Source organism: Streptomyces sp. HUAS TT11 (assembly GCF_051553595.1).
In the GTDB taxonomy this organism is placed as follows: domain Bacteria; phylum Actinomycetota; class Actinomycetes; order Streptomycetales; family Streptomycetaceae; genus Streptomyces.
In genome coordinates, this window is record NZ_CP196184.1 from 8,050,875 (window position 1) to 8,064,562 (window position 13,688).

At 69.4% G+C, this 13,688-nt stretch carries 13 protein-coding genes; 8 read left to right on the forward strand and 5 right to left on the reverse strand.

Translation table 11 applies throughout. The annotated features are described in order from the left end of the window. Nucleotides 1-6: 6 nt before the first annotated feature. The 5 genes from ACSHXN_RS36140 to ACSHXN_RS36160 form a co-directional block, all read right to left on the reverse strand. Nucleotides 7-1,068 carry an ABC transporter permease gene (locus tag ACSHXN_RS36140; protein ID WP_355140261.1) on the reverse strand — a complete coding sequence of 354 codons (1,062 nt, stop codon included), beginning with the start codon at nucleotides 1,066-1,068 and terminating at the stop codon, nucleotides 7-9. Further along, nucleotides 1,061-2,569 (reverse strand): sugar ABC transporter ATP-binding protein, encoded by a 1,509-nt coding sequence (locus ACSHXN_RS36145; protein ID WP_355140260.1) that lies wholly within the window; start codon nucleotides 2,567-2,569, stop codon nucleotides 1,061-1,063. The genes ACSHXN_RS36140 and ACSHXN_RS36145 overlap by 8 nt, the downstream gene beginning before the upstream one ends. Nucleotides 2,570-2,589: 20 nt before the next feature. After that, a complete protein-coding gene (locus tag ACSHXN_RS36150; protein ID WP_355140259.1) occupies nucleotides 2,590-3,666 on the reverse strand; it encodes a sugar ABC transporter substrate-binding protein in 1,077 nt (358 codons plus the stop codon). A gap of 104 nt (nucleotides 3,667-3,770) precedes the next feature. Next, a complete protein-coding gene (locus ACSHXN_RS36155) occupies nucleotides 3,771-4,529 on the reverse strand; it encodes an SDR family NAD(P)-dependent oxidoreductase (RefSeq protein ID WP_355140258.1) in 759 nt (252 codons plus the stop codon). Continuing rightward, entirely contained in the window at nucleotides 4,526-5,833 is a 1,308-nt protein-coding gene (locus ACSHXN_RS36160) for an enolase C-terminal domain-like protein (protein ID WP_438305181.1), read from the reverse strand. Before ACSHXN_RS36160 ends, ACSHXN_RS36155 begins: the two co-directional genes overlap by 4 nt. A gap of 304 nt (nucleotides 5,834-6,137) precedes the next feature. Between ACSHXN_RS36160 and ACSHXN_RS36165 the strand changes: the two genes are divergently transcribed. The 8 genes from ACSHXN_RS36165 to larE all read left to right on the forward strand — a co-directional run bounded on the left by ACSHXN_RS36165 (nucleotide 6,138) and on the right by larE (nucleotide 13,682). Further along, nucleotides 6,138-6,851, forward strand: coding sequence for a FadR/GntR family transcriptional regulator (locus tag ACSHXN_RS36165; RefSeq protein ID WP_355140256.1), 714 nt, complete (start codon nucleotides 6,138-6,140; stop codon nucleotides 6,849-6,851). 103 nt (nucleotides 6,852-6,954) lie between these two features. Beyond that, on the forward strand, nucleotides 6,955-7,806 hold the full coding sequence (locus ACSHXN_RS36170; protein ID WP_438305183.1) for a fumarylacetoacetate hydrolase family protein: 852 nt from the start codon (nucleotides 6,955-6,957) through the stop codon (nucleotides 7,804-7,806). Between the two features lie 56 nt (nucleotides 7,807-7,862). After that, nucleotides 7,863-8,795, forward strand: a complete 933-nt coding sequence (locus tag ACSHXN_RS36175; protein WP_355140254.1) for an aldo/keto reductase — start codon at nucleotides 7,863-7,865, stop codon at nucleotides 8,793-8,795. After that, nucleotides 8,792-9,727, forward strand: coding sequence for an amidohydrolase family protein (locus ACSHXN_RS36180; RefSeq protein ID WP_355140253.1), 936 nt, complete (start codon nucleotides 8,792-8,794; stop codon nucleotides 9,725-9,727). The genes ACSHXN_RS36175 and ACSHXN_RS36180 overlap by 4 nt, the downstream gene beginning before the upstream one ends. Beyond that, on the forward strand, nucleotides 9,724-11,004 hold the full coding sequence (gene larA / locus ACSHXN_RS36185) for a nickel-dependent lactate racemase (protein ID WP_355140252.1): 1,281 nt from the start codon (nucleotides 9,724-9,726) through the stop codon (nucleotides 11,002-11,004). The genes ACSHXN_RS36180 and larA overlap by 4 nt, the downstream gene beginning before the upstream one ends. After that, nucleotides 11,001-11,690, forward strand: coding sequence for a nickel pincer cofactor biosynthesis protein LarB (gene larB, locus ACSHXN_RS36190; RefSeq protein WP_355140251.1), 690 nt, complete (start codon nucleotides 11,001-11,003; stop codon nucleotides 11,688-11,690). The genes larA and larB overlap by 4 nt, the downstream gene beginning before the upstream one ends. Continuing rightward, entirely contained in the window at nucleotides 11,687-12,868 is a 1,182-nt protein-coding gene (larC, locus tag ACSHXN_RS36195; RefSeq protein WP_355140250.1) for a nickel pincer cofactor biosynthesis protein LarC, read from the forward strand. Before larB ends, larC begins: the two co-directional genes overlap by 4 nt. Continuing rightward, the gene (gene larE, locus ACSHXN_RS36200) at nucleotides 12,858-13,682 is read left to right on the forward strand and encodes an ATP-dependent sacrificial sulfur transferase LarE (RefSeq protein WP_355140249.1); all 825 of its coding nucleotides are present in this window, start codon (nucleotides 12,858-12,860) and stop codon (nucleotides 13,680-13,682) included. Before larC ends, larE begins: the two co-directional genes overlap by 11 nt. Nucleotides 13,683-13,688 lie beyond the last annotated feature (6 nt).

Sequence of the window (13,688 nt, forward strand, 5' to 3'; positions counted from 1 at the left end):
CGTTGCCTACTCCTGTGCCTTGCCTCCGGTGATGCGGGACAGCGCCAGGGCGATCAGGATGATCGCGCCGTTCAGGGCGCCGATCCACTGCGCGGGGACACCTCCGAGAGTGAGGACGTTCTGGATCAGGAAGAGCAGCAGGATGCCGGTGAACGCGCCGAACACGGTGCCCTTGCCGCCGTTGAGACTGATACCGCCGATGACCGCGGCGGCGAACACGGTGAAGATGTAGCCGTTGCCCTGGGCGGAGGCCACCGAGGCCAGGCGTCCCGAGAGCAGCAGGCCGCTCAGCGCGGCGAGGACGCTCGCGGTCACGATGACGATCCACAGCATCCGGTCGGTGCGGATGCCGGCCGCTTTCGCCGCGTCGACGTTGCCGCCGATCGCGTAGAGGGAGCGACCGAAGCTGGTGAAGCCGAGCACCACGATCCCGATGGCGAACAGGATCAGGCAGGTCCACACCGAGGCGGGCATGCCCAGCCACTGGGCTGTGCCGAGGTAGAGCATCGATGGGGGCAACTGGAAGAAGGTCTGGCCGCCGGAGATGCCCGTCAGGATGCCGCGCAGCACGATCAGCATGCCGAGCGTCACGATGAAGCCGTTGAGCCCGAACCGGATGATGAACAGGGCGTTCACCACACCGATCAGAAGGCCGACCGTCAGGGTGATGGGGATGGACCAGCCGCCGGGCAGGAGTCCGATCCCGTGCGCCGCGCCCGCCGGGATGGTGAGCCAGGCCGCGACCCCGGGGGCGAGCCCGACGGTGGACTCCAGGGAGAGGTCCATCTTCTTGACGATCAGCACCAAGGTCTGCGCGAGGACCAGCAGTGCGATCTCGGACATGGTCTGCAGTACGTTGATCAGGTTGTCGGCCTGCAGAAACACCGGATTGACGATCTGGCCGACGATAGCCATGACGATGATCGCGGGAATGAGTGCCAAGTCGCGCAGCCGCGCGAAGGCGATTTTGCGTTCCCCCGTCCTCGCGGCGGCCGGTTGCTCGCTCGCGGTGTCCGGCTGCCCGCCGTTCGGGCTCTTCGCGGCGGCTGCGGTCGCACTGTCAGACATCGAGGTCCACTCCTTCCATTGCGGCCACGAGCTCGTGGTCATGCCAGCCGCCGGCCTTCTCGGTCACTACACGGCCCTGGAACATCACCAGGACCCGGTCGCACATGCGCAGGTCGTCGAGTTCGTCGGAAGCGATGAGCACCCCGGTGCCGGACTCGGCGATCTCCTCGACCTTGCCGAGGAGGAACTCCTTCGACCGCACGTCGACGCCGGCGGTCGGATTGATCAGCACCAGCACCTTGGGGTCGTTGGCCAGGGCCCGTGCCATGACGACCTTCTGCTGGTTGCCTCCGGAGAGCCCGGAGACGGGCAACTCCGGCCCAGGCGTCTTGATCGCCAGATTCTCGATCATGGAGCGGGCGAAGGCGTCCCGGCGGCGTCCCTCGATGAAACCGGGCGGACCGAGCCGTTCGGGAATGGTCAGGGTCCCGTTGTCCGCGATGGACATCTCCGGCACGAATCCCTGGTGGTGGCGGTCTTGCGGGACGAAGCCGACCCCGGCCTTCAGCGCCGCGGGCACGCTGCCGGACCGTGGACGAACCCCACCGATCGTCACTGTGCCCCTGTCGGCGGCCCGTAGTCCCACGACCGTCTCGGCCACCTCCGTACGGCCGCTGCTCGCCGCGCCGGCGAGACCGACGATCTCCCCGGCGCGGATGCGGACGGACACGTCCTCGTACGCGCCCTGCACAGCAGCACCTTCCACGGTGAGTACATCCGGGGACGAGGTGTCCGCGGGGCGAGGGCGTGCCCTGGCGGTCTCGGTCGCGCCCTCGCCGGTCATGGCGGCGACCAGTTCTGCGCGGGGCAGTGCGGCCACGGGGGCGGTCAGGATGTGCCGGGCGTCGCGGAACACCGTGACCGTGTCGCAGATCTCGTAGATCTCCTGGAGGTGGTGGCTGATGAACAGGAAGGTGACGCCCTGTCGTTGAAGGTCCCGGATCCGGGTGAACAGCCGGTTGATCGCGGCACCGTCCAGCTGCGCGGTGGGTTCGTCGAGGATGATGAAGCGCGCCCCGAACGACAATGCCCGGGCGATCTCGACGAACTGCCGCTGCTCGATGCCGAGTTCTCCCGCGGGGGTGCGCACGTCCACGTCGACCGACCAGGTCCGCAGCAGCTCGCGTGCCTTTCCGCGTACCGTTTGCCAGCTGATGAGGCCGCCGCGGCCACGGTCATGCCGGTTGAGGAAGAGGTTCTCGGCGACCGTCAGCCCGGGGATGATGGTGGACTTCTGGTAGACGCAGGCCACACGTTGCCGCCACGCGTCACGGTCCGCGGGTCGGGGGGCCGGCTCGCCGCCGAACGTCACCGTGCCTTCGTCCGGTGCGTGAAGCCCGGTGAGGATGGAGACCAGTGTGGACTTGCCCGCACCGTTGCGCCCGACGAGCGCGTGCGTCTGCCCTGGCGTGATCGTGATTCCGGCGTCGCGCAGCGCCACCGTGGACCCGAACCGCTTGGTGATCCCTGCCGCCTGGGCGACGGGCGGAGCCGTAACCATGTCTGCGTACCGCCTTCCGGTCAGCCGAGGTTGTTGCCCCAGAGGGACTTGTCGTCGCTCTTGAGGCTGGGGACCCCGCCGTAGGTGCCGCCGTCCGCCGTCACCAGGGGTGCGGAGAGCTGGTCTTCCAGAAGGCCCTCGCGCACCTTGATGATCGTGCTGTCGTGGTCGGTCTTGCCCGGCTTGAACGTCTTGCCGTCGAGCGCCGCCTTCAGGTAGTAGAGGGCGTACTTCGCGTAGAGGTCGGCCGGCTGGGAGACGGTGGCGTCGATCCGGCCCGCCGCGATGTCCTTGAGCTCCTCGGGAATGCCGTCGTTGGAGACGACGAACACATGCTTCTTGTCTTCAGGACCGACCAGCAGGTTTTTCTGCTTGAGCACCTGGAGCGTGCCAGAGAGCGCGAAACTGGACTGCATGTAAACGCCCTTGATGTCGGGATGCGCGGTCAGGTCGGTCTGGAGCTTCTGCGCCGCGACCGCTCCGTCCCAGTTGGTGGCTTCACCGAAGACCTTGATGGACGGGTAGTTCTTCTTCATGCACGCGTTGAACGCCTCGGTACGGTCGCGGCCGTTGACGGAGGCGAGATCGCCCTGGAGCATGACGACCTTCCCCTTGCCTCCCAGCTTGGTCCCGAGGTACTGGCAGGCCTTCTCGCCGTATGCGCGATTGTCCGCGCGCACGACCATGTACACATTTCCGGTGTCGGGACGGGTGTCCACCGAGACGACCGGAATCTTCTTCGCCTCCAGCTGCGCGAGGGTGGGCGCGATGGCGGCGGTGTCCTGCGGTGCCATCGCGACGCCTTTGACGCCCTGGCTGATGAACGTCTGGACGTTGGCGGTGAGCTTGGCGACGTCGTTCTGCGAGTTGGTGGTCTTCAGGTCAAGCTTGAGTTCCTTCGCGAACTGCGGGGTGTACTTGATGTAGGAGTTCCAGAAGTCGGTGTCCGAGCGCGGGTAGTCGACCCCGATCACCCCCGAACCACCGCCCTGGCCCGAGGCCGACGCGGATCCGGAACCGCCGCAGGCGGTGAGCGCGGTCACGGTCAGGGTGGCGAGGGCGCCGAAACAGGCGTATCGGGTGGTTCTGAGCTTCATCGCTCGTTCTCCTTGCTGCTGGGTCACGTGGACGGGCTGTGTGCGGAGCCGGCTGCGTGGGGTGCGGATGCTGTGAGTGAGAGCCGAGAGAAAGGGGAGCGGGGTCAGGCGCGCGGGCGAATCCGCAGGCCTTGCATGCCGCCGTCGACGGGGAGGTCGGTGCCGGTGGTCGAGCCGGACAGCGGGCTCGCCAGGTAGGCGATTGCTGTGGCGACTTCCTCGGCGGAGACGAGACGGCCCATGGGCTGGCGGGCGTTGAGGGCGGCGCGTTCGGCCGCTGGGTCGGCGGCCCGGTCCAGGAGGCGGCCGATCCACGGGGTGTCAGCCGTGCCCGGGCTGACGCAGTTGACGCGGATGCCGGAGTGCACGAGGTCGGCGGCGGCTGCCCGGGTGAGGGCGAGCACGGCGCCCTTCGTCGCTGAGTAAAGCACCCGGTCGGGCAGTCCCGCGGTGGCGGCGATGGAGCAGGTGTTGACGACGGCCGCGCTGTCGGAACGGCGCAGATGGGGGAGAGCGGCCCGGGTCACCCGGACCATACCGAGGACGTTGACGTCGAAGACCCGGTGCCACTCGTCGTCCGTGTTGTCCTCGATGGTGCCCTGGGCGCCGATCCCGGCGTTGTTGATCAGGATGTCGATGCCTCCGAGCACGCGCGCGGCCTCCTCGACGGCTGCTCGAACGCTTGCATCGTCGGCGACGTCCGCGCGGATACCGATGAGGGGTTCGGGAACGTCCTCCGGTTTGAGGTCGAGGCAGGCGACGCGGGCACCACGGACAGCCAGTAGGCGCGCCGTGGCCAGCCCGATGCCGGAGGCGCCGCCGGTCACGAGGGCTGTCAGTCCCGCGAACTCGAGGGCGCTCATCCGCCGGCCTCCCCGCTCCACACAGGGCCGTCGGGGTAGCGGTGGTCCGCTAGTGACCGCGGGTGCAGTTGTGCGCTGATGCCGGGGGCGGACGGGGCGAGGTAATGGCCGTCGCGGATGCTGACCGGGGCGGTGAAGTGCTCGTGCAGGTGGTCTACGTACTCGATGACACGGTTCTCGGTGGTGCCGCTGACGGCCACGTAGTCGAACATCGCCAGGTGCTGCACCATCTCGCACAGTCCGACCCCGCCGGCGTGCGGGCAGACCGGGACGCCGAACTTGGCGGCCAGCAGCAGGATGGCGACGTTCTCGGTGACACCGGCGGTGCGGCTGGCGTCGAGCTGCAGGACGTCGAGCGCGCCCGCCTGAAGGAGCTGTTTGAACATCACCTGGTTGTGCGTGTGTTCACCCGTGGCCACCTTGATCGGCGCCACCGCCCGGCGGATGGCGGCGTGGCCGAGGATGTCGTCCGGCGAGGTGGGTTCCTCGATCCAGTACGGATCGTAGGGCGCGAGCGACGCCATCCAGTCGATCGCCTGCTGAACTCCCCACGCCTGGTTGGCGTCGACGGCGATCCTGATGTCCGGGCCGACCGCCTCGCGGGCCAGCCGCATGCGGCGCTCGTCGGCCTCGCGGTCGGCGCCGACCTTCAGCTTGATCTGCCCGAAGCCATCGGCGACTGCCTCCTTGGACAGCCGTACCAGCTTCTCGTCGTCGTAGCCGAGCCAGCCGGGGGTGGTGGTGTATGCGGGGTATCCGTGCTTCAGCAGGTCCGCTGTGCGTTGGGCGCGGCCGGGCTCGGCCCGGCGCAGGATGTCAAGGGCTTCGTCTCGGGTGAGGGCGTCCTGGAGGTAGCGGAAGTCGACCAGGTCGACCAGCTGCTCCGGGGAGAGCTCGGCCAGAAGCCGCCAGACCGGCTTTCCGCTACGACGCCCGTACAGGTCCCAGACGGCGTTGACGATCGCTGCTGCGGCCATGTGGATGGCGCCCTTCTCCGGGCCCAGCCAGCGGAGTTGGCTGTCGCCGGTCAGCCGCCGGGAGAAGCCGCCGAGATCGGCCAGTACCTCCTCCACCGGCAGCCCCACGATCAGCGGGGCCAGGGCTCGTACGGCGGCGACCTCGACCTCGTTGCCGCGTCCCACGGTGAAGGCGAGTCCGTATCCCTCGTCCCCGACGCTCGTACGGATCGTCACATACGCGGCCGAGTAGTCGGGCTCGGGGTTCATGGCGTCGGAACCGTCGAGGTCCCGCGAAGTCGGGAACCGTACGTCGACGGCCTCGACCGCGCTGATCAGCTCACTCATCGGGCCCGGCACCTTCGGCTTGGAGGGTCCGGTGCTGTTTCGGCGCCATGGTGACCACCCATCGTCGTGTGTCAAAAAGATGTCCTCTCTGCTGGAGCAGATGCTGGACATGGGATGGATTTATAGAGTCGGCCGGTCCGAGTGTCCATACCTCGGGAGAAAAAGGCATGGATTGACGCGTCCCACCTGTGCTTTTACATCGACGTCATGTACGGGGTGAGGGTTGTGTCATCCCATCTCTTCCGTAGTGATGGGATGTATTGCTACGCTGCCACCGCCTGGGCGACGAGCAGGGAGCAGCCGCATGTCATTGACCGACAAGGCCATCGACCGCATCAGGGATCTCATCCAGTCCGGCGAGCTACCGCCAGGCGCCAAACTGCCGCCCGAGCAGCAACTGGCCGCGGAGCTGGGCCTGTCCCGCAATCTGATGCGGGAAGCGGTGAAGGCACTGGTAGTCGCACGGGTGCTGGAGATCCGCCGGGGCGACGGCACGTATGTGACCAGCCTCGAACCGGAGCTGTTGCTGAGCAGCATCGGGTCAGCGGTGGAACTGCTGCGCGGCGACACCCTGCTGGAGCTGACCGAGGTACGCCGCCTCTTCGAACCGGTCGCCACAGGGCTGGCCGCCACCCGGATCTCGGCCGAGGAACTGGCCGAGGTGGAGCGGCACCTGGACGCGATGCGGGCGGCCCGGGACGACGTGGAGCGGCTCAACGAGCACGACGCCGCGTTCCACCGGGCGGTCGTCGCGGCCACCCGCAACGCCACCCTGGCCACCCTGCTGGAGGGGATCTCCAGCCGGACGCTGCGCGCACGCGTATGGCGCGGTCTGGTCGACGACAACGCCGCCGCCCGCACAGTTGCCGAACACGAGGCGATCCACCAGGCGCTGGCTGCCGGCGACGCCCCCCTCGCCCAGGCTGCTGCGCTCCTGCACGTCAGCACCACCGAGCAGTGGCTGCGCGAGCACCTGGAGCCGAACGGCGGCGTCCCGAGCGACGTGGTGAACGTCTAGCAGTTCCTTTCGCACCATGGTCCATCAATCGGTCATCACCCCCCGTGTCCGGGCCCACGGGCCAGACACGGGCAGGCACGTTCCCTCAGAGAGGAGCACCCCGATGAGATTCCTGCGCGTGGGCCCTGCGGGCTCCGAGCGTCCCGCCGTCCTCGATACCGACGGCGTCGCCTACGACCTGACCCCCCTGAGCGCCGACATCGACGGCGCCTTCCTGGCCGGTGGCGGCGTGGAGCGCGCCCGCACCGCGCTGGCCGAGGGAGCTCTCCCGCGCACCGATCTGACCGGACAACGGACCGGCGCTCCGCTGGCGCGCCCGGGCAAGGTCGTGTGCGTCGGGCTGAACTATGTCGATCACGCCGAGGAGACCGCGACCCCGCCCCCGGCCGAGCCGGTGGTCTTCATGAAGGCCGCCAACACGGTAGTCGGACCCGACGACACCGTTCTCATACCGCGCACCAGCATCAAGACGGACTACGAGATCGAACTCGCGGTGATCATCGGCCGGACCGCCCGTTACCTGGACTCGCCGGACGCCGCCGACGAGGTCATCGCGGGCTACGCCATCGCCGACGACGTGAGCGAACGCTCCTTCCAGCACGAGCGCGGCGGGCAGTGGGACAAGGGCAAGTCCTGTGAGACGTTCAACCCGCTCGGGCCCTGGCTGGTGACGCCGGACGAGACCGGGGACCCCCAGGACCTGGCGCTGCGGCTGCGGGTCAACGGCGAGCCACGCCAGGACGGCCACACCAAGAACATGATCTTCGGTGTACATCACCTTGCCTGGTACCTGAGCCAGTTCATGGTGCTGGACCCCGGCGACGTGATCAACACAGGAACCCCGGCAGGAGTCGCCTTCGGCGCCAACGACTTCCCCTACCTCCGGGCCGGCGACGTGGTCGAGGTGGAGATCGACCGGCTCGGCCGTCAGCGGCACACCGTCGGGCAGGCCTGATGGCCTCCGCGGTTCGCCCCTGGTACGCCGAACGGGTCCCCCTAGGACGCTCCGGAGTGACGGTCAGCCGCCTCGGGCTGGGCACCGCTCCGCTGGGCGGTCTGTTCTCGGCCGTCGGCGACCGAGAGGCCGCCGCCACGTTGGAGGCCGCTTGGGCGGCCGGGATCCGGTACTTCGACACCGCCCCGCACTACGGTGCCGGGCTCGCCGAGCGGCGGCTCGGAGCATTCCTCACCGGCACCGGGCACCCGCGCTCGGAATGCACGGTGTCCACCAAGGTCGGCCGACTGCTCGTGCCGGGCGACGCCATTTTGGGAGAAGAGGACTTCCACGGCGAACCCGGCCTTGTCAGGATCCGCGACTACAGCACCGAAGGCGTCTACCGCTCCCTCGCCGAGAGCCTGGAGCGCTCCGGCCTCGACGCCTTCGACATCGTGCTCATCCACGACCCGGACGACAACTGGAAGGAGGCCGTCACCGGCGCTTACCCGGCGCTGGCCCGGCTGCGCGCCGAAGGAGCGGTCCGGGCGATCGGCGTGGGGATGAACCAGACGGCGATGCTCACCCGCTTCGTGACCGACACGGACCTCGACTGCGTGCTCGTGGCCGGCCGTTACTCCCTGCTGGATCGCAGCGCGGCCGACGAGTTGCTGCCCGCGTGCGCCGAACGCGAGGTGGCGGTCCTGGTCGGCGGTGTCTTCAACAGTGGCATCCTGGCGAATCTGGGAGCCGATGCCACGTACGACTACGCGCCGGCCCCAGAAGCGGTGCGGTGCCACGCCCTCGCTCTGAGCGAGCGCTGCGCGGCCCACGGCGTGGCACTGGCCGCCGCGGCCCTGCAGTTCCCCCTGCGGCACCCCGCTGTCACCGGTGTCGTCGTCGGGGCGCGCAGCGCGCAGGAGATCACCGTGAACGTCGCGCATGCCACCGCGACGATCCCCGAAGAGCTGTGGGCGGCGCTCGATGCCCTCGAACAGGACGGACGATGAGCAGGCTCGACGCACACCACCATGTCCGGCGGCCGGCATCGGCCCCACCGTCCGCCACGGGCCCGGGCCCGCGGCACCGTGTACACGAGTGGCTCGACGCTCCCGGCATGGCCCCGCTACGGCGGGACTTCACCTTGGCGGACCTGGCGCCGGTAGCCCTGGCCGCGGGCATCGACCGTACGGTCCTGGTCCAGGTCCTGCCCGACATCCACGAGACCGCCGAGTTCCTGATGCTGGCCGCAGCGGGCGATGTGGTCGCGGGAGTCGTGAGCTGGGCCGACCTCACCTCGAACGACCTCGCCGGCACTCTGCACGCCCTGCGGGCGGCGCCCGGCGGTGACCATCTGGTGTGCCTGAGACACCTGGTGCAGGGTGAGCCGGACTGGGGCTGGCTGAACCGGCCGGACGTGCGCCGGGGGCTGCGCACGGTCGCGCAGGCTGGCCTCACCTATGACGTGCTCGTCGTTGCGCACCAACTGCTCGCCGCCGTCACCGCCGTCAGGGAACTGCCGGAGCTCACGTTCGTCCTCGATCATCTGTCCAAGCCGCCCATACCCAGGGGCGAACTGCAGCCCTGGGCCTCGTTGATCCGTGAACTGACGGCGCTGACCAATGTTTTCTGCAAGCTGTCCGGCATGGTCACCGAGGCCGAATGGCACCAGTGGAGCGTGGCCGCCTTGCGTCCCTACGCCGACGTGTTGCTCGACGCCTTCGGCCCGGAGCGGGTGATGTTCGGCTCGGACTGGCCGGTCTGCCTGCTGGCCGCCTCCTACGAGGAGGGCGTCGACGCGGCGGAGGCACTGCCCGCCGAGCTCACCGCAGCCGAGCGTTCCCACGTCTTTGCCGTGACGGCCGAGCGCGCCTACGGACTGGGCGAGAGGGACGGGCGAGGGCGAGCCGGTGACGGAGGTCCTTTGGGGTTGGCCCGGTGAAGGTGCGCCTCGCCTACGGGCGGTCAGGGCTTGACATCGAGGTGGATCCGCGTGCGGCGACGGTCGTCGAACCCGTCCACCACGAAGGGGCCGCGGATCAAGTGGCCGTCCTGCGCGCGGCCCTGCGAGACCCCGTCGCTGGACCGCCGCTGCGCGAGCGGGTGCGCCCGGGGCAGACGGTGGCCATCTCGGCATGCGACGGCACCCGCCCGCAGCCCCGGCACCTGATGATCCCGGCCGTCCTCGACGAACTCGACGGCGTCGTCCGCCTTGAGGACGTGGTGATCCTCGTCGCGACCGGCACCCACCGCGGCAACGACGACTCCGAGCTACGGGCGATGTTCGGCGACGGGATCGTGGACGCGGTACGGATCGTCAACCACGACGCACGCGATGCCGGGCAGTTGGCGTGGATCGGCACATATGGCAACGGCGTACCAGTGTGGCTCAACCGCGAGTGGTGGGAGGCGGACGTGCGCATCACCACCGGCTTCGTCGAACCCCATTTCTTCGCAGGTTTCTCGGGCGGTCCCAAGCTCGTCGCCCCCGGGCTCGCCGCCCTGGAAACGGTGCTCGTGCTGCATGACGCGGCCCGCATCGGCGACCCGTGCGCCACCTGGGGTATCACGCACGGAAACCCGGTCCACGACGACGTGCGCGCCATCGCCGAAGCCACCGGCGTCACCTTCGCGCTGGACGTGGTGCTCAACCGGGACAAGGACATCGTGGCCGCATTCGGCGGCGACCTGCTGCCGATGCACACCGCGGCGACGGCCACGGCCAAGCGGATGGCGATGCGCCCGGTCGAGGCGCCGTTCGACGTTGTCGTCACCACCAACTCCGGCTTCCCGCTGGATCAGAACCTGTACCAGGCGGTCAAGGGGATGTCAGCGGCCTACCAGGTGGTTCGGCCCGGGGGGGTGATCGTGTGCGCGGCCGAGTGCCGTGACGGCTTCCCCGACCATGGCGCGTACCGGCGGGTGCTGGCCTCCGCGCCGTCCCCACAGGCGCTGTTCGCCGACATAAGCGCCCGGACCGAAACGATTCCGGACCAGTGGCAGGTGCAGATCCAGGCCCGTATCCAGTCGGGCAGCCAAGTCATCATGCACACCTCCTTCCTCAGCGACGCAGAGCTGGCCACAGCCCATTTGCGGCAGACCCACGACATCTCCGCCACCGTGGCGGAGACGCTGGCCGCCGTGGGCCCGGACGCCCGCCTCTGCGTCCTGCCGGAAGGTCCGCAGACCATTCCGTACATCGAACAGGGGCGGCCGTGAACGAGGTGCTGGACCTGGGATACGCACGGCTCGACCTCGGCCGTGAGGCGAGGCAGGGGCTGCCCGAGGTCGTCTACGGCCCCGGCAAGAGCGTGGAACAGATAGCCGGAATCGTCACCGGACTCCTGGAACACAACACCGGGCCCGTGCTCGCCACCCGCATCGCCCCCGATGCGGCGGAGGCAGTCCTGGGGCGGGTGGACGGCGGGGTGTATGACGAGAAGGCCCGACTGCTGTCCTGGCGGCCAGCCGCCGCCGGGCACTTCTCCGTCATGGTGGTGGCCGCCGGAACGTCCGACGGTCCGGTGGCCACCGAAGCCGCTGCTGTGGCCTCGGCCATCGGACTGGACACGACGGTCGTCCACGACGTGGGGGTGGCGGGACTCGACCGCGTCCTGCAGGTGCGCGGCCGGCTCCAGGACGCCGACGCGGTCATCGTGGTGGCCGGCATGGAAGGCGCCCTCGCCAGTGTCGTCGGCGGCCTGGTCCGCGCCCCCGTTGTCGCGGTGCCCGTCTCCACGGGATACGGCGCCTCGCTGGAGGGCGTCACCGCACTCCTCGCTATGCACGCCTCCTGCGCCGCCGGGGTGACCGTGGTCAACATCGACTCCGGTTTCTCGGCGGCCATGGCGATCCACCGCATCGCCCATGCCCGGCTGACAGCAGACCACGGAGGCACCGAGTGATCTGCTGGGTCAACCCGTTCACCGGACTGGCCGGGGACATGCTGCTGGCCGCCCTGATCGATGCGGGGGCACCGCTCGACCGGATACGGGCCGCTGTCGCCGCCACCGGCCTGACCGGCTGGGACCTGACCGCCGAACGCATTACCGACCACGGACTGACCGCCACCCGGGTCCGGGTGGAGGTCACCGACCCCTGCACTGAGCGCCGTGCCGCCGAGGTACTGGAGATGGCCTCCCGGGCAGCCCCCCAGCCCGTCGCGGCCCTCGCCGTCGCCGCTGTGTCCGCCGTCGCCCAGGTGGAGGGGCAGCTGCACGATGCCGACCCGACCACCGTCCACCTGCACGAACTCGGCGGCCACGACACCCTCGTCGACATCGTCGGCAGCGCCGCGGCCCTGCACGCCCTCGGCGTCACTGACGTCATCAGCGCACCCCTGCCACTCGGCCGGGGCCGAGTGAAGAGCGCACACGGCGTCCTGCCCTGCCCCGCGCCGGCTACCCTCGCCCTCCTGAGGGGAGCGGCTGTCACGGGCAGCGACCTGCCCGGCGAAACGGTGACACCCACCGGGGCCGCGCTGCTCCACGCTGCCGGAGCCCGATACGGCCCACCGCCGCCCATGACGCTGGGCGCCACCGGCTACGGCGCAGGCACCCGCCGCCTGCCCGACCGGCCCAACGTCGTTTCCGTCAGCCTCGGTGCCCCCCTTCCATCCGCACCGGACGAGGACGTGGTCGTTCTGGAGACCAACCTTGACGACGTCACCGGCGAACTACTCGGGCACGTCATCACAAGGGCGATGGACGCCGGTGCCCTCGACGCTTGGACGACCCCTGCGGTGATGAAGAAAGGCAGACCCGCACAGATCCTGCACGTCCTCACCACCCCGCACCACGAACGACGGCTGCGGGATCTGGTCTTGGCTGAGACCGGCGCCCTCGGCATCCGGCGCGTCGGCGCAACACGCACGACGCTGCCGCGCGCCTTCGAGACCGTGGAGGTCGCCGGACACGTCGTACGGATCAAACACGGTCCGTACGCAGCCAAGCCCGAGCACGACGACGTAGCGGCCGCAGCGTCGGCCCTGGATCTGCCCTTGCGTGCCGTCGCCGCGCGCGCCCTTCGTCTCAGCCGAGGAAAAACGATGGTGACGAGTCAGGAGGAAGAACGTGCCGAGTGATGACACCTTGGAGCACCGGCTCGAGGACCGTGTGCGTGTGCTCGGGGGCCCCATCGCCGTCGCCTACTCAGGCGGCGCCGACTCCGCCCTAGTCCTTGCCGCGGCTGTACGTGTGCTGGGGCCCCAGCGAGTCCTGGCCGTCACCGCCGTGTCGGAGAGCCTGGCCGGCGGGGAGCTTTCCCACGCCCGGCGCCTCGCCGACGAGCTCGGGGTCACCCATCTCGCGGCGCGCACATATGAGTTGGCGCAACCCGGTTACCGAGCCAACGGTCCCGACCGCTGCTACTTCTGCAAGTCTGAGGTGCTGGACACCATCGCCGCACTTGCCCACCAGCAGGGCCTCGAGATGGTGGCCACCGGCACCAATGTGGACGACGCCGCAGACCCCTACCGGCCGGGCATCCGCGCCGGACGCGAACGCGGCATCCGAACGCCCCTCCTCGACGCCGGCCTGACGAAGGCGGACGTACGCCGACTCAGCAGGCACTGGTCGCTGCCAACCTGGAACAAACCGGCGACTCCTTGTCTTGCCAGCCGCGTTCGCTACGGCATCGAGGTCACCCCTTACCGCCTGGCCCGCGTCGACCGCGCCGAGGCGGCCATACGGGCCTTGCTGGCCGAGGCCGGACTGCAGGTCACGGACCTTCGGGTCCGCGACCTTGGAGACCGGGCCCACGTCGAGGTGGATCCGGCCCTCGTAACCCGGACCGCGGCATTGCCCTCCCTCGCTGAAGCGCTGGCCGCCGCAGGCTTCGTCGACCTGCCCCACCAGGTCGAACCATTCCGCTCGGGACGGCTCAACATCGATTCCTGATGCCGT

Excerpts from the sequence above, each read along its gene's own strand:
- ACSHXN_RS36145 (WP_355140260.1), bottom strand. The coding sequence starts at position 2,569 with ATGGTTACGGCTCCGCCCGTCGCCCAGGCGGCAGGGATCACCAAGCGG.
- ACSHXN_RS36155 (WP_355140258.1), bottom strand. The coding sequence starts at position 4,529 with ATGAGCGCCCTCGAGTTCGCGGGACTGACAGCCCTCGTGACCGGCGGC.
- ACSHXN_RS36165 (WP_355140256.1), top strand. The coding sequence starts at position 6,138 with ATGTCATTGACCGACAAGGCCATCGACCGCATCAGGGATCTCATCCAG.
- ACSHXN_RS36140 (WP_355140261.1), bottom strand. The coding sequence starts at position 1,068 with ATGTCTGACAGTGCGACCGCAGCCGCCGCGAAGAGCCCGAACGGCGGG.
- ACSHXN_RS36160 (WP_438305181.1), bottom strand. The coding sequence starts at position 5,833 with ATGAGTGAGCTGATCAGCGCGGTCGAGGCCGTCGACGTACGGTTCCCG.
- ACSHXN_RS36170 (WP_438305183.1), top strand. The coding sequence starts at position 6,955 with ATGAGATTCCTGCGCGTGGGCCCTGCGGGCTCCGAGCGTCCCGCCGTC.
- ACSHXN_RS36180 (WP_355140253.1), top strand. The coding sequence starts at position 8,792 with ATGAGCAGGCTCGACGCACACCACCATGTCCGGCGGCCGGCATCGGCC.
- ACSHXN_RS36150 (WP_355140259.1), bottom strand. The coding sequence starts at position 3,666 with ATGAAGCTCAGAACCACCCGATACGCCTGTTTCGGCGCCCTCGCCACC.